Genomic DNA, 17,782 nt, shown 5'->3' with positions numbered 1-17,782 from the left:
GCTTTTTTTCAAAAAAAAATATAAAAAAAGAAAGGCCGGTGATTCTGGGAAGAAAATACCGGCCTTTACCATCTAAATTAACGCTCTCAATAGTATAAACGCTGGCAGATTTGATTTGTTGTTTCTGCAATAAATTTTTTATACGATGCAGCTTTGGATTTAAGTGGGTACAAAAGCAATGGCGGCCACGCTAATGCTTAAGGGCCTGCATTTAAAGAGTTCAAGTGCACAGGATTCTACGGTCGCCCCTGTGGTAATCACATCATCAACCAAAAGAAGATGTTTTCCCGAAAGTAGTTCCGGCCGGGGGGCTTTGAAAACTTCGGTGAGGTTACTGAACCGCTGGTAACGGTCTTTTCTGGTCTGACTCCGGGTAGGGGTTTTTCTATGGATGGCCTTTTCACAGAGAGGTATTTTTAAAACCGAAGCAATGCCCATGGCAATAAAAGTACTTTGGTTGTAGCCTCTTTGAAAAGCCTTTTTCCAATGAAGCGGAACAGGAAGAACCAGGTCAATGTTCTTAAATTCCGAAGAAAGTAATAAGCGTTCTCCGATTTTTTCTCCCAAAAAGATGCCCAGCCGGCACTGGTCTTTGTATTTTAACTGATGGACCAGGTTTTTTGTGCTGCCCGACTTTTTATAATACAGCAAGGCAAAAACCCCATTCAAGGAGACCCTTCCCCAGAACTGTTTGGCAAGTGGGTGGTCTTTGTACAGGTGAAAATCTGTATATGGCAGGTCCTGCAGGCAAGTCAGACAAATTTCCTGTTCTCCGTTATACAAAGGCGTAGCGCAGGCGCCGCACAACCTGGGAAAAAGTAAGGCAAAAAGGTCTGAGAAAAAGTTTGGCTTCATTAAAAGCCAATGTCGTTCCTTATTTTGTTTTTCTGGTTATTTAAATTCAGGAAACTGTCTGGTCTTTGATGGCCAGCTGTCCGCAGGCGGCATCAATGTCCTTACCACGACTGCGCCTGATATTGGTATTAATGCCCTGACTTTTCAGATAATTGGAAAAGGCATCGATTTTATCTCCCTCGGCATTAATGAAATCTGCAAACTGTATCGGATTATATTCAATCAGGTTCACTTTACAAGGGACATGCTTGCAGAATTTAGCCAGTTCCATCGCATCTTCTATTTCATCATTGAAATGATTGAAGACGATGTATTCATAAGTCACCGGGTTTTTTGTTTTGGAAAAATAATATTTGAGGGCCTCTTCCAGTGACTTTAACGAATTCTGCTCATTGATGGGCATGATCTCGTTCCTCTTTTTGTCATTGGCAGCGTGAAGGGAAATGGCCAGGTTAAATTTTACGCCGTCATCACCCAGTTTTTTGATCATTTTAGCAATCCCGGCAGTGGATACGGTAATGCGTTTATAAGACATGTTTAAGCCATCGGGCGCTGTAATGCGCTCAATCGATTTCAATACATTGGCATAATTGAGCAGGGGTTCTCCCATCCCCATGTAAACGATATTTGTTAAAGGGGCATTGTAATTTTGTTTGGCCTGCTGGTCAATCAAAACCACCTGGTCATAAATTTCATCTGCATTGAGGTTTCTTTTGCGGTCCATATAACCCGTTGCACAAAACTTGCAGGTCAGGCTGCAGCCAACCTGTGAACTGACGCAAGCGGTCATACGCTCATCCATGGGAATCAAAACGCCTTCTACAATGTTGCCGTCATATAACCTGAAGGTGTTTTTAATGGTATGGTCATTACTAAACTGAGCGTTATTGACCTCTACTACATTGATTGCAAAATTTTCATCCAGTTTTTTCCTCAGGTCCTTGGACAGGTTGCTCATCTGCTCAAAACTACGGGCAGACTTTTCCCATAACCATTGGTATACCTGTTTGGCCCGGTAAGAAGGTTCCTTGATGGAAATAAAGTGCTGCTGCAGCTGGTCCAGGGTCAGCGCACGAATATCCGTTTTTTTAATCATTGCCATTTCGCCGCAAAGTTACCTAAAAAAAATGCGATTATTGTCACAATGACTTACTAATCAATTCTCCGGGCTAACGTTTTGGGCTTCTGGTTTTAGCGGCCGGTGCGCCTGGTCTTCCCTTGGATGGTCTGACAGGTCTTTTGCTGGGGCCATTGGATTTATGCCAGTCTGTTACCCCGGCAGCATTGGTATTTCTTTTAGGAGCAGCAGCAGATCTGCCATCTGGCTTTGCTTTGCTGCGGCCAGCAGCATTGCCGCCTTTTGGACGCGAGGTATTGCTTCTTTTAGAAGGCGCAGGACTTTCTGCCGGTTCTGTATTCTTTTTATTGGAAACCCGTTTTGGGGCAGCCGATTTCTCGGAGCTGGATTTGGCAACCATTTTGTAAATTTCCTGCTGTTCTTCCGTGGTCAGCTCCCGCCATTCACCCAGTGGAAGCCCTTTAAGACTAATGTTCATGATCCTCACCCTTTCCAGTTTGACCACTTCATAACCAAAATACTCACACATTCTGCGGATCTGCCTGTTTAGGCCCTGGATCAGGGTAATCCTGAAAATCAGGGGACTTTCTTTGCTTACCTTGCATTTTTTGGTCATGACGCCTAAGACGGGGACCCCTTTGGCCATGCCTTCTATAAAACGATCGGTCAAAGGCTTGTTTACCGTGACGACATATTCTTTTTCATGATTGTTGCCGGCACGGAGTATTTTATTCACCAGATCTCCGTTATTGGTCAGGAAAATCAGTCCCTGCGAATCTTTGTCCAGCCTGCCGATCGGAAAAACGCGCTCACTGTGGTTTACATAATCCACAATATTACTTTTTACGCCTGCCTCTGTCGTGCTTGTGATTCCGGTGGGTTTGTTGAAAGCCAGTAGGATGGAGTTTTCCACCTGCTTCGGTTCTATACTTTGTCCATTGACGACCACCAGGTCCCCAAAAAAGACTTTATCGCCAACCTTGGCTTTTTTGCCATTAATATATACACTGCCCTGTTCAATATACCTGTCTGCGGCCCTTCTGGAACACAAACCACTTTCACTGATGTATTTATTTAATCTTGTACTGGAATCCGACATGAGGATGGGTTTTAATTGATTTCCTTTTGCAAAGAAATCAATTAAAACCCATATTTCGGTTAAAATGTTGTGCTAAAACTCCTTTTCGTCTGCACTTGGTCCATAACTGGCGGGAAGAGGGATGTCCAGCAAACGAAGGTAAACACCCAATTGTGCCCGGTGATGTGTAATCTGGTTCAGGGACATGCGGATGACTTTTGTCTTAGGAGACACATCATAAATGGTTTCACCGCTTCTTAGGGTCCAGTTGTCGTTCAGCGCTTTTTCCATTTCAGGAACAAGTTGTGCCCTGGATTTATCGAGGCTTTTTTCCAGGCAGTTCAGAAGTTCTGCTGTGTTGTTCATGTCCTCTAACTGATAAGGCATGTTCATAAAATCCAGTTCATCTGTACTTAATATTAACCCTGCCCAACTGTGCAGGTCTGCCAAATGGCCGGCCAGATTTTTAATGTCCATGCTTTTTTCGTGCGGTTTCCAGCCAAAATGGTCATTAGGAATTCTTTCCAGCATTTTTTTGCTCACCTTTGCTTCCTGTTCCAATTCTTCCAGATACATTTTAATCATTTCCATAGTTTTGTTTTCTTTAGAATACAAAGCAAACAGGCGCCGCTGACAACCTTATGGCAGCCTGATTTTTTAGGATAAAAAAAATTAACTTTGCAGCGCCTCATTATAATTTCGTCAGATTGAAAAAAGCTATAAAAATTCTCGGGATCAGTTTTGCATCCATTTTACTTCTTTTATTCTTGGTTCCATACCTGATGCCCGCTGCGATTTCCAAAGGGGTAAAGCAATGGCTCAATCAGAATATCAACGGAGAAGTCCAGTTTGAAAGTTCGGGATTGTCTTTCTTTAAACAGTTTCCTTCCCTGACGTTAAACCTGCACGAGCTTCGCATCAGGGGTGCTGCTCCATTTGAAAAAGATACCCTGTTGCAGGCAAAAGACCTTTCTTTCGGCGTAGACCTGAGCAGTCTTTTTTCCGGACAGATTAAAATTGACCGGATCTATCTGGACCAGGCCAATGTTCATATTAAGGTCGATGAAAAAGGAAATGCAAATTACAACATCTGGAAAAAGGAAAAAGACACCAAAAGCAGCAGTACGGACAGCAGCTCTGCAGCGATAAAAATTGAAAGTATTTCTATCCGAAAAAGTAAACTGATTTATCATGACCTCTCTGTGCCGATGCTGGTCAGGGCAGTGGGACTGAACTATACCGGACAAGGCGACCTGAGCAAGGCCGTATTTGACTTAAAAAGCAATGCACAGATAGATACCCTTGACCTTTATTACAACAACAATCCCTACCTGCTTCATAAAAAGGTCAATGCCAAACTGCTCACTAAAATCAATACCAGTTCCCTGGACCTGATGTTCGATGAAAATGACCTGAAAATTAATTCCCTTCCTATACACTTTGTGGGCAAGTTTTCCTTTTTGAAAGATGGTTATGACATCAATTTTAAAACGGTAGCCAAAGAAACAGATTTGCACAATATTTTTACCGCCCTTCCGCCTGCCATGGCCAGTCGTATGGAGGAAACCAATATTAAGGGCTATGCCGAAATCAATGCTTCGCTGATTGGTAAATATCAGGCCAGTAGTAAAAGTATGCCCACCCTTGCTTTCAATATGAAAATCCGGCAGGGTGAAATCAACAATCCAAAGGCACCTCAGCCCATCCGGAATTTGTTTCTGAACCTGCAGACCCGATTGCCTGGTTTAAATCCGGACAGCCTGTACATCAATATGGACAGCTTGTATTTTACCATGGGAAAAGATCGCCTGAGTTCGGTGCTGAGGTTTAAAGGTTTGAAAGAACCGGAAATCTTTACCAAAACCCGTGCTTCTGTCAATTTAGAGCAATGGGCAAAAGTATTTGGAATAGCGCAGCTTAAAGGACATCTGGTCCTGGACCTGGATGCCGATGGTAAATACACCAAAAAAGTGGTCCGCTCTGGCATCAGACAGGTAGATACCGTAATTGCTACCATTCCTAAGTTTAATTTAAAATCTTCTTTATCAGGAGGTTATTTTAAATACAGTACTTTACCGGCGGCCATTGATCACATTAATTTTCGTGCAGAAGGGGGAAATCCGGACGGCGATTATAAACACACGCATCTGGATTTCAGAGATATTGACATCCGGGCACTGAGTAATTACCTGAAAGGCTTTGTGAAATTCAGTACCGCGCAGCAGTTAAGCCTGGATGCAGATTTAAAATCCGTTTTCAATTTTGCGGAACTCAAACAATTTTACCCTTTGAAAGGACTGGAATTGAGGGGTAAGCTGAACCTTGATGTGCAAAGCAAAGGCAGTTACCATAAAAAAAGAAAAATTTTCCCCCTCACCAGGGCCAGCATTAAACTCAGCGATGGTTACCTGAAAACGGCTTCCTTTAACCAGGCTTTGGAGCATATCGTTGTAGATGGTACGCTTTTTAACCAAAGTGGTACCCTGAGGGGAACCCAGTTACAAATTAAGCCAATTTCTTTCCAGATGGCCGGCCAGCCGTTTTTGCTTAAAGCAGAGGTCAGGAATTTTGAAAACGTGGCCTATGACGTCAAGTCAAAAGGAACGGTGGACCTGGGCAAAATGTACCAGCTTTTTGCCGTAAAGGGTTATCAGGTGAAGGGCTCGGTGAGCACCAATCTTTCTTTAAAAGGCTTGCAAAGTGATGCCATGGCAGGACGCTATGACCGGTTGAACAATAAAGGACGCATGACCATTAAAGGTCTTAGCTTGCAGTCAGACCTTTTCCCTAAAGAATTTCTGATCAAAAATGGTGTATTCTCCTTTGTTCAAGATAAAATGAAATTTGAGCAGTTTAAAGCTGTTTACGGAAAGTCAGACTTTAACATTAACGGGGCGCTGGACAATGTAATCAGTTATATCCTCTCCCAGAAGGCCGCGCTGAGCGGAACGTTTAATTTGCAGAGTAAAAACTTATATGCGGATGAATTTATGGCTTACCACAGCGGGGCTCCGGCTGCTGCTGCAAAAGGGCAGGGCGTCATTCTGATTCCCGGCAACCTGAATGTTTCTTTTTCTGCCGATGCAGGCTCGGTGCATTATAATGGTTTGGAGCTCAAAAATGTTAAAGGTACATTGGCGCTCGATAAAGGAAGTCTTGCCCTGAAAGATGCCGGCTTTAACCTGATCGGTGCCGCTGTGCAAATGGATGGCAGTTATAAAAGTCTGAAGCCAACATCGGCCCTTTTTGATTATCACATTAGGGCAAAAGAGTTTGATATTGCCAAAGCCTATAAAGAGGTCAAATTATTCCGTGAACTGGCCAGCTCTGCTTCTAAAGTAAAAGGCGTAGTTGGGTTAGACTACCAGCTTTCCGGAAGGCTCAATCAGGATATGTTCCCTGTTCTTCCATCCATAAAAGGTAAAGGGGTACTTTCCCTGAAAAAAGTAAGCCTTCTTGGTTTTAAGCTGATGAATGCGGTGAGTAAAGAGACCCACAGGGACACCCTGACCAATCCTGATCTTTCGGAAGTAAACATTAAAAGCAGCATCAACAAAAACATCATCACCATTGAACGTTTTAAAATGAAAATTGCCGGTTTCAGACCAAGATTTGAAGGGCAGGTGAGTCTGGATGGGCGTCTGAACATGAGTGGAAGGTTGGGCCTGCCACCCTTTGGAATTTTTGGGATCCCATTGAGCATTACCGGTACACAGGAAAAACCCGTGGTGCGCTTAAAGCGAAACAAGGATGGAAAACTGGAGGAGAGCACAGACCCGGAAAATTAGCACGCAAATTTAAGTTTTGGAAGATAAATGCCCGGGAAACAGTGGAGGGATTTTCTAGTCCTAACGGGGAGATTATAGGGAGATTACAGAGACTTCGTCCGGATTTTACCCGGACTATCTCCGGCTAAAATCCGTTCAAAATCCGGGCAGTGTTCCGGTTGTTTTTCCATCAGTACTAAAGTACTTCTAAAGCATCCATCAGATACTGCCCGGCTTTGTTTAGTAATTGACAGGGAGTTCTTGCATGTAATCTGAAACAGACCGGTGCTGGGTCTTTTCAAAGGGCAGATCAAGACATTTGATTTTAACAATTCTGGAAACCCTGAAATCACGGTAGTCTTTGCGGTTGTGGCACCAGGCAATCAGATGCCAGTTGAAGGCATAAAAAATAAGGCCTATGGACTCCAGTCGCCGGGTACTGCTTTCCTTTTCATTGTTGGTATAGTCAATTTCAATAATAGACTTGGTAGAAATGACCTGTTGCAATACAGAAAGGTGCTGGTATTCGTTCTTTATAAAGTCCGGCAGCTGCAATTTGATGTTGTCGTTTAAAAACTCCAACCGCTCTTTCTGACTGTGGCGCAATACAGCCTTGACCTTATTCAGCGCATTGGTGTAATGCATGTGTATGGACTGGTCTGCAAAGCCGGCAACAAGGCGTTCCATAATCAAAAGGGCATTGGCTTCTTCTGAATTAAAGGATACGGGCGGCAGGAAATACCCCTGTACAATGAAATAACCCTTAGGCTGCTCAAAACTAATGGGAATGCCCTGTTCGATCAGGGCTTTGATGTCTCTGTATACGGTTCTGATGCTGATCTGATAGTGCTCGGCGATTTTTTCTGCGCTGGTATATTTTTTGGTTTGCAGAAGTACCAAAATTCCTAGGAGCCTGTCTATCCGGTTCATGTTGCAATAAGGTTGGGGTTAAATTTTTTGAAACAAATATAATTAATGAAAGGCTTTTCCCCGAAAGGAACCTCAAAACAAGCTGCAGTCCCGGAGTTCTTTAGCAGTTAATTTGTTTGAATGGACAGGATAGCCGTAATTTGTGCTTATGCTTAAATATATTTCCGCATCCTGGCTTTATCCGGTTTCTTCAGCTCCTATAGCACATGGTGTGCTTGAACTTGGGGAGGGGGGGACCATAAAAGCGGTGTTTAGCCCGGAACAGGCAAAGTCAAGAGGAATAGAAAATATAGAAAAGCACCAGGGAATACTTGTTCCCGGTTTTGTCAATACACACTGTCACCTGGAGCTCTCGCACCTGCTTGGAAAAATCCAGGAAGGCACCGGTTTACAGGAATTTGTCCGCCAGGTGATCGGTCAAAGGACCATGGCAGAGGAACTGATCCTGGAGGCGATCACAAAAGCAGACCAGGACATGCACAGACAGGGAATTGTGGCCGTTGGGGATATTTCCAATCAACTGATTTCCAGACAAACAAAACAGCAGAGCGATCTGTATTACCATACTTTTATTGAAACATTGGGTTTTAATCCCCAGCAGGCACCTGCGGTCATGGGGCAGGCCATAGGGCTTAAACAAGCTTTTGCCCCCTTAAAAGCATCTATTGTCCCGCATGCCCCATATTCGGTATCCAAAGAGCTCTTTGCGCTAATCAGGGCCTATAGCCAAAAGGAGGAAAACCTGATCAGTATGCACAACCAGGAAACAGCAGATGAAAATGAATTTTTTGAGCATAAGAAAGGGGCCTTTTTAAAACTCTACGAATTTCTGGGGCTGGACATTTCCTTTTTTCAGGCCAGCGGACAAAGTGCATTAAAAAGCATTTTGCCAGAACTGCCTATGGGCAAAGCTTTAATGGTGCACAACACTTTTACAGCAGCTTCAGATGTGCATTTCGCATTGAAATTCAACCCGGACATTTACTGGTGCCTTTGTCCGAATGCAAATCAATATATAGAAAACCGGTTGCCTGATGTGGCCATGTTGCGGCAGACGGGGGCAAAATTTACCCTTGGAACCGATAGCCTGGCAAGTAATCATCAGTTGAGCGTTTTGGCCGAAATGCAAACCCTGGTCCGGGCAGGGCAAACGACCTTTGAGGAAAGCTTGCGCTGGGCAACCTTAAACGGAGCAGAGTTTTTAGGGATTTCGCAGCAGTACGGCAGTCTGGAAGCCGGAAAAAGACCAGGGATCAACCTGCTTCAGTTTGAAGGGGACCGGCCCCAAAATAAAGCCATCATCAAAAGATTAATTTAATATAAATGCCCAATCGTATTACAGAATTATTTCAAATCAAATATCCGGTTATCCAGGCGGGAATGATCTGGTGCAGTGGCTGGAAACTGGCTTCTGCGGTTTCCAATGCCGGAGGTCTGGGGATTATCGGTGCGGGTTCAATGTATCCGCAGGTACTGCGGGAACACATTCGTAAATGCAGGGCAGCCTGCACAAAGCCCTTTGCCGTGAATGTCCCTCTGCTTTATCCAAACATAGATCAAATCATGCAGATCCTGATAGAGGAAGAGGTGAAAATTGTATTTACTTCGGCCGGAAATCCGGCTACCTGGACAGGCTTTCTTAAAGAAAAAGGGCTTAGGGTTGTGCATGTGGTGTCCAATACCAAATTTGCTTTAAAAGCGGAGGCTTGTGGTGTGGATGCCATTGTTGCCGAAGGTTTTGAAGCAGGAGGGCATAATGGACGGGAAGAGACCACCACACTTTGTTTGCTGCCCCTGGTGCGGCAGGCGGTGCAGATCCCGCTGATTGCTGCAGGTGGAATTGGTAGCGGAGAGGCCATGATGGCTTGCTTTTCACTGGGTGCAGAAGCGGTACAGCTTGGTTCTGCTTTTGCCTTGGCAGCAGAATCTTCCGCGCATCAGAATTTTAAAGAAAAAATAATCCAGGCTGCAGAAGGGGATACCCGGCTGAGTCTGAAAAAGCTGGTTCCGGTGCGCTTGCTGCACAATACTTTTTCCCAGGCTGTTGCTGCAGCAGAGGCTGCCGGGGCTGATGCGGCGCAGCTTAGCCAATTGCTGGGACGGGCAAGGGCCAAAGCGGGCATGTTTGAAGGTGACCTGGAAGAAGGAGAACTTGAAATTGGCCAGGTTTCGGCAGCCCTGCAGCACATTGAACCTGCAGCACAGATTTTGCAACGCATCTGGAAAGAGTTTCTGGATACCCAAAAACGAATAGCGGCTTTAGATTTTACAGAAGGATAAAGGGGGCCAGTGATAAATAAATAACGATCAGGATATGAAACATTTAAATATAAGAATAACAGGAAAAGTCCAGGGGGTATCTTTTCGGGCGACCACTAAGGCTATTGCCGACCAGATGGGGGTTAAAGGAATGATCAAAAACGAAAAGGACGGAACGGTTTATATTGAGGCCGAAGGAGATGACCTGCAACTGGAAGTTTTCCTGGAATGGTGCCATGAAGGCCCTGACCGCGCCAAGATTGAAAATGTAGAACAGCAATCTGCTGAAGTCAAAAACTATCGTAATTTTGAGGTCATTAAAAGATAAAAGATTATGGCAGCGCAGCCCCAGGTTGCAATTGTCTTATTTAAAACAAGCTAAGGGTGTCCGTATTTAAAAAATTTGCTGGCCAGACTGCGGTTTATGGCATCAGTACCATCTTTTCCCGGCTGTTCAATTTCATTTTAACACCTATTTATACCCGGGTTTATCCAACAGGTGTATATGGTATTTTTACAAAAATGTACAGTTATGCCTCTATCATCAATGTCATTTTGGCTTTTGGGATGGAGACAACTTTTTTTCGTTACCTCAATAAACATGAAGACCGCAAGCAGGAGGTATACAACAACAGCTTCCTGGTCATCACTTTTATTGCGGGCTTGTTCCTGATTACCGGTTTGGTGTTTTCAGATTACTTTGCGCGGTATACCCTGAATGGTGGCCTCTCTGAATTGACGGATCAACGTAAATATGTGCAGTATTTTGTCTGGATTTTATTTGTGGATGCCATTTCAGTGATTCCTTTTGCCAAACTAAGGGCCGATGGTAAGCCGATGCGGTACAGTGTCATTAAGTTCCTGAATATTGGGGTGTTTGTTGGTCTTAACCTGTTTTTTATTTTTGTGATTCCCGCAATGATCAAACATCACATTGGTGAAGCCTGGCTTTCGGGTTGGTTTAAACCAAAATGGGTGGGCTATGTGTTTATCGCTAACCTCATTGCCAGCGTGGTCACCCTTTTAATGCTGATCCCTCAGTTTTTAGAACTTAAAATTAAATTTAACAAGCCGCTTTTCAAAGATATGTTCGGGTACAGCTGGCCGGTATTGGTGGCCAACCTGTCCTTTATTGTCAATGAAAACCTGGACAAGATTATGCTGGGCAAATACCTGCCCGATGCCATTGCAGATCATGATATTGGTATTTATGGTGGGGTCTGCAAACTGGCGGTGTTCATCAGTATCTTTAATACGGCCTTCCGGCTTGGGGCAGAACCTTTCTTTTTTAGTCATGCTAAAAATGCAAATGCGAAAAAAACCTATGCGACCATTTTGTATTATTTTGTATTGGCCCTGGCGATTTTATTTGTGGGGCTTACGGCCAACATTGAAATCCTGCAACATTTTATCGATGTAAAATACAGGGTTGGTTTGCCTGCAGTCCCTTATTTGCTTTTTGGATATGTCTGTCTGGGCATTTATATGAATTTATCGATATGGTACCGTCTTTCTGACCAGACCCGGTTTGGTTTGTACATTTCTCTGGTAGGGGCTATTTTTACCATTGTAATGAACATTATTTTAATCCCTAAATACAGTTATATGGGTTCGGCATGGGTATCCATGTTTGCTTACCTGATTATTATGGTGATTTCTTATGTGTTAGGACAAAAATATTATCCGATTCCTTACAACCTGAAAAGAATGCTCATGTATCTTTTTTGCGCTATAGTTTTGGTGTATTTATCCTTCTGGGTATTCCACAGAAATATTTATATTGGAAACGCCTTGCTGCTGGGCTTTTTAGCGGCAATTGCTTATTTTGAGAAAAAGGAGCTCAAAGTTATTTTATCAAAAAAATAAAAACATGAAAATCAATATCATCAATACTTCCGGGCTGCCTTTACCACAATACGAAACCGAGCATGCTGCCGGAATGGATATCCGGGCTTTTGTACAGGAAGCCCTTTTGCTTAAACCTTTGCAAAGGGCACTTGTGCCTACCGGGCTTCAGATAGAGCTTCCAGCGGGTTATGAAGCGCAGATCCGTCCAAGAAGTGGCCTGGCCTATAAACACGGGATCAGTATTGTTAATGCACCAGGAACTATTGATGCGGACTACCGGGGTGAAATTAAAGTGTTGCTGGTGAACCTTTCTGATACCGACTTTGTGGTCAATAACGGAGATCGGATTGCCCAGATGGTGATCGCAAAACACGAAACCATCGTCTGGGAGAATGCAGATTCCCTGACAGAAACCCTGCGCGGCGCCGGAGGATACGGACATACAGGTAAATAAACATGAAAAGGACCGGTGCTTTAACGTTGTTGTTGCTGAGCGCTTTTATGGGCTTTGCCCAAAGCAAGTCAGCTTTGGCAGACAGCAATGCTATAAAGTTGTTGTTTTATGATGCTTTGCGTTATAAAATTGGTGACAATTACAATAAGGCCCTGGAAAATTTTAATAAAATTATAACACTGGATCCTAAACAGGCAGATGCTTATTATGAAATTGCCAGTCTTTCCTACCGGCAAAATAAGCTTCAGGAAGCAGAGTTTGCACTAAGCAAAGCCATTGAACTGAATCCGGAAAACATATGGTTTTGGAAGTTGATGGGCGAGCTGCATAAAAGAAGGGGAGATATGACCGGGCTGGTGGAAGTCTTAAACCGCCTGATTGTTATGGAGCCCGGGCAGGAAGCCTATTATTTTGACCGCTCTAATGCTTTGGCCATTGCAGGAAATGTAACCGAGGCACTTAAAAGCTATGAAGAGCTGGAGCAAAAATTTGGTGTTTCGACAGCCTCCCAGAGGGCAAAAAAGATGCTTACCCGGCCAAAAGGCACAAAGAGCGTAGAAAGTGAAGCCGCCGATCTGCTGAGCGAAAGCCCCCCGGATCTGAAAAGTTATCTGTATGCCAGTGGCTTGCTGATGAAAAATGGAAAAAAACAGGAGGCTTTTAACCTGTTGCTGAAAGCCAGGGCGATGGATAGTCTAAACCTGGAGCTTAACCTGGCGATGGTTGATTATTATGTCGCAGAAAATAACATTGCGGCCGCTGCGGACCTGCTTAAGGGGCTGACCGCTGTAAATAAAGAAGATCCCCGGCTTTTTGCCATGTACGGAGACTTATTGTATAAACAAGGGAAGCTGCAGCAGGCCCTGCAGGAATACCTTAAATCGCAAACGCTTTCCAGAAATTTATATGTGGTTTGGGAACAGATCCTGAGCATTTATATTCAGCAGAATGATTTTCAAAAGGCAATAAAAAAGGCGGAAGAAGGTTTGAGCCTTTACCCAAATCAGGCCGTTTTGTATTATTACCTGGCTTTTGCGCAATACCGGGAGGGACTGACCGACCAGGCGCTGGAAAACATTAAGGTGGCCGACCAGCTGGGTACAGATGAGAAAGTATTACTGGCTTCTATAAATGATGTACACGCCCTGATTCTGATGAAAAAGGGACAGTATGAGCAGGCAAAAACAAAAGTGGAATTTGCTCTGCAAAATAATGGGTCAAAAAAATCCGTTTATCTGGAACACCTGGGGGACATCTTATTTTTAAAAGGTGAAGTCGATGAGGCGCTGAAGCAGTGGAAACTGGCCAAATTGGCTGGGAATTCCTCTGAAAAACTAAAACAGAAGATTGATGAAAAGAAATACATTAAATAAAGTTCTGTTACTGGGGACTGTATTACTGGCATTTTCGGCCTGTAAAACGCGTAAAATTGTGGTGACCGCCCCGCCAGTTGTCAAAACAGATACCATGAAATTAAAAAAGTCTGAGAATCTGGCTTTACTCAATGGTAAAAATATTGACTTCAATACCCTTTCGTTGAAAGGAAAAGCGCAGCTCAGCCTGGATGGAAATTCCAATAATGTTTCCGTCAATATCCGGGTTCGTAAAGATGAGAAGATATGGATTATTTTAACTGCTTTTGCGGGAATAGAGGTTGGCAGGGCAATGATTACCCCGGACAGTCTGCGGATCATTAATAAAATTCAGGAAACTTATCTGAATGCCCCTTTTAGTTATATTCACCGGTTTACCAGTAAACAGGTGAATTTTAAATTGCTGCAGGATGTTTTTGCGGGTAATGTGGTTGGTGCTTTTATGAATGAAAATGCAGATCTTGATTTGCAGCAAGGGCTTTGGCAGTTGCGGGGCAAACAAGGGGAGCTGAACTACCAGATTTTGTTCAATACTTTATTGAAGGCTTCAGAAACGGATTTGAATGATGTTGGTGCGGCCAGGGCATTAAAGGTCGTTTATGGAGAATACCAGCAGGTGGATGATTATCTTTTTCCTTCAAGTATGAAGCTGAACACGGTTACTACTGGAAATAAGATAGAGTTGAACCTTAGTTTTTCAAAAATAGAGCGTAATGTTGAAGTGGATTTTCCCTTTACCGTTCCCAAACGCTTTAAAGCAATGAATTAAATTTTTTATACTTTTGGATTAATGAAGCGACATAAAATATTTTTTCTTTTCCTGTTTATATTCCTTGGTGTTCAGGCTTATGCCCAGAACAGTGCCGAGCTCAAAAGAAAAAAGGAAGCTATACAGAGGGAAATTGAATTGCTGCAGAAGAATTTAAATAAAGCTGCAAGTGCTAAGAAACTGACACTGGGTGAAATCCGTGCTTTAAATGCAAAAATAGGGTTGATGCAGAGTAAAATCACGGTGATCAACTCCGAAATCAAAAATCTGGACAACCAGATTCATGAGAATACCAATACGGTTCATTCCCTCAGGGACCAGCTGGGTCAGTTAAAGAAAGAATACGCTGGTATGATTCGTTTCGCGCAGCGGAACAAAAATGCCTATGATAAAATGATGTTTGTTTTTGCCGCAAAGGATTTTAACCAGGCTTACAAAAGGATTAAATACCTGCAACAGTTTGGGCAATACCGTAAAAAACAGGCCGATTATATTCAGGGAACAGAAAAAAACCTGAACAACAAAATCGTTGTTCTGGATAAAAGCCTGAAAGAAAAAAGTAGTTTATTGAAAGAACAGGAAAGCGAGCGTCAGAAACTTGGAAAAGACAAATCTGAACAATCCGCCGTATTGAACCGCTTCAGCAAGCAGGAAAAGCAGTTCAGTCAGGATATTGCCAAGCGTAAAAAACAGCAGCAGGCCATAGACCGCGAAATCCGGAATGCGATTGAACGGGAAATTGCCCTGGCAAAAAAACGGGCGGAAGAGGAAGAAAGGCTGGAGGCTGCCAAAGCCAAAGCAGAGAACCGGCCTGTTCCGGTAGCTGCCAAAACCAAAAGTAACGGAGCTTACCTGACGGCCACCCCAGAAGCCGCCCGGCTTTCAGCCGCTTTTGAAAGCAACAGGGGCTCTTTGCCATGGCCGGTTGCCCAGGGCTCTATTACAGAAAGTTTTGGCCGCCACAAAGAAGGTCAGGCCAATTATGACAATACTGGGATTACCATACAGACTGCAGAAGGGGCAAGTATAAGGGCGGTGTTTAACGGAAAGGTTCTGCGGGTGATGAGTTCATTGGGTAAATATTTTGTGCTGATCAAACACGGCGAATATTTTACGGTTTATCAGAACCTTCATTCGGTCAGTGTGGCTGCGGGCGATAATGTGACCACTAAACAAACCATAGGGACTGTATCTACTTCAGGTGATATTCCTGAACTTCAGTTTCAGATCTGGAGGGGGACAACCGCACAAAACCCGGAAGCATGGATTGCTAAATAAATACATATATTTGTATCAACTTTTATTAAATACAGTTTAAAATGTATACAGGAATGTTGTTGGAGTTCTTAAATATGGGTGGTGGTGAGATTATGCTCATCCTGGCCGTGGTACTTTTGTTGTTTGGAGGTAAAAAATTACCCGAACTGGCCCGCGGACTCGGAAAAGGAATCCGTGATTTTAAGGATGCTTCAGAAGGTGTAAAAAGAGAAATCCACAGGAACATTAATTCCGTAGATGTAGAAGAAGAGGACCGCTACAATAACCGTCCGGCTCAGCCTGCCTCAGGCGATCAGGCCAATTCTTCGGCAAATAATGAAGTGAAAAGTGATTTACCAAGGGAAACACCCATTGAAAATGCGACTGGCACTGATCATGGGATAAAGAGAGAATCAGATAACAAAATTTAACTAAACAATCATGTTAAACACAACCGTATTGGCAGCATTAGGTGCTCCGGAGATTGCAATTATTTTAGTCGTGGTATTACTCCTTTTCGGGGGTAAAAAAATCCCGGAACTTATGCGTGGTTTAGGCAGGGGCGTAAAAGAATTTAAAGAAGGTAAAGATGGAAATGATGCGGAAAATTATGATCGCGACCGCTCTAATTCCAACAACAAACCTTTATAGTTTTTTAATCTTTCCGAGCCCATAACCTTTTCTGTGATCCTGAAGAAATACAACTCTTTAAAAGAGATAAGAACCCTTATTGACGAAAAAAAAATCAGCCTGCCGGAACTATTGGATCATTATTTTGATCAGATCCGTAAGTTTGAGCACCTCAATGCTTTTAATGAGGTGTTTTTTGAGTCGGCAGGTCAACAGGCTGCGGAAATACAACATAAAATAGATCAGGGTACCGCCGGAAAACTGGCAGGTATGGTGATCGGAATTAAAGACAACATTTGTTATCAGGGACACCAGGTGACTGCATCTTCAAAAATGCTGGATGGCTTTGTTTCCCCATACTCTTCTACTGTTGTACAAAGATTGCTGGAACAGGATGCAGTGATCATTGGCCGGCTCAATTGCGACGAATTCGCTATGGGCGGATCTAATGAAACGTCTTATTTCGGTCCGGTAAAAAATGCAGCAGACCCGCAAAGGGTTGCCGGTGGTTCTTCCGGTGGTTCCGCAGTTGCTGTCCAGGCAGATCTTTGTCTGGCTGCTTTAGGAACAGATACAGGTGGTTCAGTGCGTCAGCCCGCTGCATTTTGTGGCTGTATTGGCTTGAAACCCAGCTATGGACGTATTTCCAGATATGGTGTTATTGCTTATGCTTCTTCCTTTGATCAGGTAGGTACAATCACTTCATCAGTCAGCGATGCAGCCCTTTTACTGGAAGTACTTGCAGGTGCTGATGATTATGACAGCACCGTCTCCACTAAGCCTGTGCCGGTTTACACCGCTTTAACCACAGGTTCCAAAAAATATAAAATAGCCGTTTTAAAAGAAACCATAGAGAGTCCTGCGCTCGATCCGGTGACCAGGGAAGCTATTGAAGCTGCGCTGGTTAAGCTTAAAGCGCAAGGGCATAGCATTGATTACGTTTCTTTTGATTTGCTGGACTACCTTGTGCCGGCTTATTATGTACTGACAACTGCCGAGGCCTCTTCAAATCTGTCCCGTTATGATGGTGTACATTTTGGCCATCGGAACATGGAAGCAGATGGGCTGAACACTTTGTATAAATTGTCCAGGGCGGAAGGCTTTGGAGCGGAAGTCAAAAGACGGATTTTACTGGGAACCTTTGTGCTGAGTGCAGGTTACTATGACGCTTACTATCAGAAAGCACAAAAAGTAAGAATGCTGATCCGTGAAAAGATGGACCTGCTGCTTCAGGATTTTGATGTCGTTGTTAGTCCGGTAGCGCCCACTCCGGCTTTCCCGATTGGTGAAAATACAGAAGATCCCCTGGTGATGTATATGGCGGATATTTATACGGTTTTGGCTTCTCTGGCCGGAATACCGGCAATTGCAGTGCCCCTGGGCAATAATCCGGAAGGTTTACCGTTAAGTGTACAGTTAATGGCAGGACATTTCAAAGAAGATGTTTTGCTTTCCTTATCAGAAAGTTTTCTAAATTAGCTTTT

The 17,782-nt window shown here is 43.7% G+C and carries 17 protein-coding genes; 12 read left to right on the top strand and 5 right to left on the bottom strand.

The window, feature by feature from the left end; all coding sequences use genetic code 11:
• Positions 1-159 precede the first annotated feature (159 nt).
• From B0O44_RS22255 to B0O44_RS22240, 4 genes are all read right to left on the bottom strand, one after another.
• Positions 160-855 carry a ComF family protein gene (locus B0O44_RS22255; protein WP_110834293.1) on the bottom strand — a complete coding sequence of 232 codons (696 nt, stop codon included), beginning with the start codon at positions 853-855 and terminating at the stop codon, positions 160-162.
• A 46-nt stretch (positions 856-901) separates the two neighbouring features.
• Positions 902-1,957 carry a 23S rRNA (adenine(2503)-C(2))-methyltransferase RlmN gene (gene rlmN / locus B0O44_RS22250; protein ID WP_110834292.1) on the bottom strand — a complete coding sequence of 352 codons (1,056 nt, stop codon included), beginning with the start codon at positions 1,955-1,957 and terminating at the stop codon, positions 902-904.
• Between the two features lie 67 nt (positions 1,958-2,024).
• Positions 2,025-3,032: a 23S rRNA pseudouridine(2604) synthase RluF gene (gene rluF, locus B0O44_RS22245; protein WP_110834291.1), complete on the bottom strand. Its 1,008-nt coding sequence runs from the start codon at positions 3,030-3,032 to the stop codon at positions 2,025-2,027.
• Positions 3,033-3,104: 72 nt separating this feature from the next.
• Positions 3,105-3,602, bottom strand: coding sequence for a DinB family protein (locus B0O44_RS22240; RefSeq protein WP_110834290.1), 498 nt, complete (start codon positions 3,600-3,602; stop codon positions 3,105-3,107).
• A gap of 116 nt (positions 3,603-3,718) precedes the next feature.
• Between B0O44_RS22240 and B0O44_RS22235 the strand changes: the two genes are divergently transcribed.
• Positions 3,719-6,799 carry an AsmA family protein gene (locus B0O44_RS22235; protein WP_110834289.1) on the top strand — a complete coding sequence of 1,027 codons (3,081 nt, stop codon included), beginning with the start codon at positions 3,719-3,721 and terminating at the stop codon, positions 6,797-6,799.
• A gap of 219 nt (positions 6,800-7,018) precedes the next feature.
• Here B0O44_RS22235 and B0O44_RS22230 read toward each other — a convergent pair whose 3' ends face one another.
• Positions 7,019-7,708 carry a helix-turn-helix transcriptional regulator gene (locus tag B0O44_RS22230; RefSeq protein ID WP_110834288.1) on the bottom strand — a complete coding sequence of 230 codons (690 nt, stop codon included), beginning with the start codon at positions 7,706-7,708 and terminating at the stop codon, positions 7,019-7,021.
• Positions 7,709-7,856: 148 nt separating this feature from the next.
• Here B0O44_RS22230 and B0O44_RS22225 point away from each other — a divergent pair, with 148 nt between their 5' ends.
• Genes B0O44_RS22225 through gatA form a run of 11 tightly spaced genes read left to right on the top strand, consistent with a single transcriptional unit; the run spans position 7,857 to position 17,777 of the window.
• The gene (locus B0O44_RS22225) at positions 7,857-9,026 is read left to right on the top strand and encodes an amidohydrolase family protein (protein ID WP_110834287.1); all 1,170 of its coding nucleotides are present in this window, start codon (positions 7,857-7,859) and stop codon (positions 9,024-9,026) included.
• A 5-nt stretch (positions 9,027-9,031) separates the two neighbouring features.
• Positions 9,032-9,988, top strand: coding sequence for an NAD(P)H-dependent flavin oxidoreductase (locus B0O44_RS22220; protein ID WP_110834286.1), 957 nt, complete (start codon positions 9,032-9,034; stop codon positions 9,986-9,988).
• 34 nt (positions 9,989-10,022) lie between these two features.
• Positions 10,023-10,295 carry an acylphosphatase gene (locus tag B0O44_RS22215; RefSeq protein WP_110834285.1) on the top strand — a complete coding sequence of 91 codons (273 nt, stop codon included), beginning with the start codon at positions 10,023-10,025 and terminating at the stop codon, positions 10,293-10,295.
• Between the two features lie 56 nt (positions 10,296-10,351).
• A complete protein-coding gene (locus tag B0O44_RS22210; RefSeq protein ID WP_110834284.1) occupies positions 10,352-11,833 on the top strand; it encodes a lipopolysaccharide biosynthesis protein in 1,482 nt (493 codons plus the stop codon).
• A 4-nt stretch (positions 11,834-11,837) separates the two neighbouring features.
• Positions 11,838-12,269 carry a dUTP diphosphatase gene (gene dut / locus B0O44_RS22205; RefSeq protein ID WP_110834329.1) on the top strand — a complete coding sequence of 144 codons (432 nt, stop codon included), beginning with the start codon at positions 11,838-11,840 and terminating at the stop codon, positions 12,267-12,269.
• Between the two features lie 2 nt (positions 12,270-12,271).
• The gene (locus tag B0O44_RS22200; protein WP_110834283.1) at positions 12,272-13,642 is read left to right on the top strand and encodes a tetratricopeptide repeat protein; all 1,371 of its coding nucleotides are present in this window, start codon (positions 12,272-12,274) and stop codon (positions 13,640-13,642) included.
• Positions 13,620-14,411 (top strand): DUF4292 domain-containing protein, encoded by a 792-nt coding sequence (locus B0O44_RS22195; RefSeq protein ID WP_110834282.1) that lies wholly within the window; start codon positions 13,620-13,622, stop codon positions 14,409-14,411. Before B0O44_RS22200 ends, B0O44_RS22195 begins: the two co-directional genes overlap by 23 nt.
• 21 nt (positions 14,412-14,432) lie before the next feature.
• The gene (locus tag B0O44_RS22190; protein WP_110834281.1) at positions 14,433-15,689 is read left to right on the top strand and encodes a murein hydrolase activator EnvC family protein; all 1,257 of its coding nucleotides are present in this window, start codon (positions 14,433-14,435) and stop codon (positions 15,687-15,689) included.
• Between the two features lie 41 nt (positions 15,690-15,730).
• Positions 15,731-16,099, top strand: a complete 369-nt coding sequence (locus B0O44_RS25255) for a Sec-independent protein translocase subunit TatA/TatB (protein WP_245943775.1) — start codon at positions 15,731-15,733, stop codon at positions 16,097-16,099.
• A gap of 10 nt (positions 16,100-16,109) precedes the next feature.
• Positions 16,110-16,319, top strand: a complete 210-nt coding sequence (locus B0O44_RS22180; protein WP_110834280.1) for a Sec-independent protein translocase subunit TatA/TatB — start codon at positions 16,110-16,112, stop codon at positions 16,317-16,319.
• Between the two features lie 33 nt (positions 16,320-16,352).
• Entirely contained in the window at positions 16,353-17,777 is a 1,425-nt protein-coding gene (gene gatA, locus B0O44_RS22175; protein ID WP_245943774.1) for an Asp-tRNA(Asn)/Glu-tRNA(Gln) amidotransferase subunit GatA, read from the top strand.
• Positions 17,778-17,782: the final 5 nt, after the last annotated feature.

The sequence above is a fragment of the Pedobacter nutrimenti genome (assembly GCF_003208655.1).
Classification (GTDB): domain Bacteria; phylum Bacteroidota; class Bacteroidia; order Sphingobacteriales; family Sphingobacteriaceae; genus Pedobacter; species Pedobacter nutrimenti.
The sequence above is the reverse complement of the archived record's forward strand: the minus strand, read 5'-3'. Positions and strand labels throughout refer to the sequence as shown.

What these genes read in the sequence shown, in the direction of transcription:
- B0O44_RS22255 (WP_110834293.1), bottom strand. Translation starts at nt 855, where the DNA reads ATGAAGCCAAACTTTTTCTCAGACCTTTTTGCCTTACTTTTTCCCAGG.
- rlmN (WP_110834292.1), bottom strand. Translation starts at nt 1,957, where the DNA reads ATGGCAATGATTAAAAAAACGGATATTCGTGCGCTGACCCTGGACCAG.
- rluF (WP_110834291.1), bottom strand. Translation starts at nt 3,032, where the DNA reads ATGTCGGATTCCAGTACAAGATTAAATAAATACATCAGTGAAAGTGGT.
- B0O44_RS22240 (WP_110834290.1), bottom strand. Translation starts at nt 3,602, where the DNA reads ATGGAAATGATTAAAATGTATCTGGAAGAATTGGAACAGGAAGCAAAG.
- B0O44_RS22230 (WP_110834288.1), bottom strand. Translation starts at nt 7,708, where the DNA reads ATGAACCGGATAGACAGGCTCCTAGGAATTTTGGTACTTCTGCAAACC.
- B0O44_RS22225 (WP_110834287.1), top strand. Translation starts at nt 7,857, where the DNA reads ATGCTTAAATATATTTCCGCATCCTGGCTTTATCCGGTTTCTTCAGCT.
- B0O44_RS22220 (WP_110834286.1), top strand. Translation starts at nt 9,032, where the DNA reads ATGCCCAATCGTATTACAGAATTATTTCAAATCAAATATCCGGTTATC.
- B0O44_RS22215 (WP_110834285.1), top strand. Translation starts at nt 10,023, where the DNA reads ATGAAACATTTAAATATAAGAATAACAGGAAAAGTCCAGGGGGTATCT.
- dut (WP_110834329.1), top strand. Translation starts at nt 11,838, where the DNA reads ATGAAAATCAATATCATCAATACTTCCGGGCTGCCTTTACCACAATAC.
- B0O44_RS22200 (WP_110834283.1), top strand. Translation starts at nt 12,272, where the DNA reads ATGAAAAGGACCGGTGCTTTAACGTTGTTGTTGCTGAGCGCTTTTATG.
- B0O44_RS22195 (WP_110834282.1), top strand. Translation starts at nt 13,620, where the DNA reads ATGAAAAGAAATACATTAAATAAAGTTCTGTTACTGGGGACTGTATTA.
- B0O44_RS22190 (WP_110834281.1), top strand. Translation starts at nt 14,433, where the DNA reads ATGAAGCGACATAAAATATTTTTTCTTTTCCTGTTTATATTCCTTGGT.
- B0O44_RS25255 (WP_245943775.1), top strand. Translation starts at nt 15,731, where the DNA reads ATGTATACAGGAATGTTGTTGGAGTTCTTAAATATGGGTGGTGGTGAG.
- B0O44_RS22180 (WP_110834280.1), top strand. Translation starts at nt 16,110, where the DNA reads ATGTTAAACACAACCGTATTGGCAGCATTAGGTGCTCCGGAGATTGCA.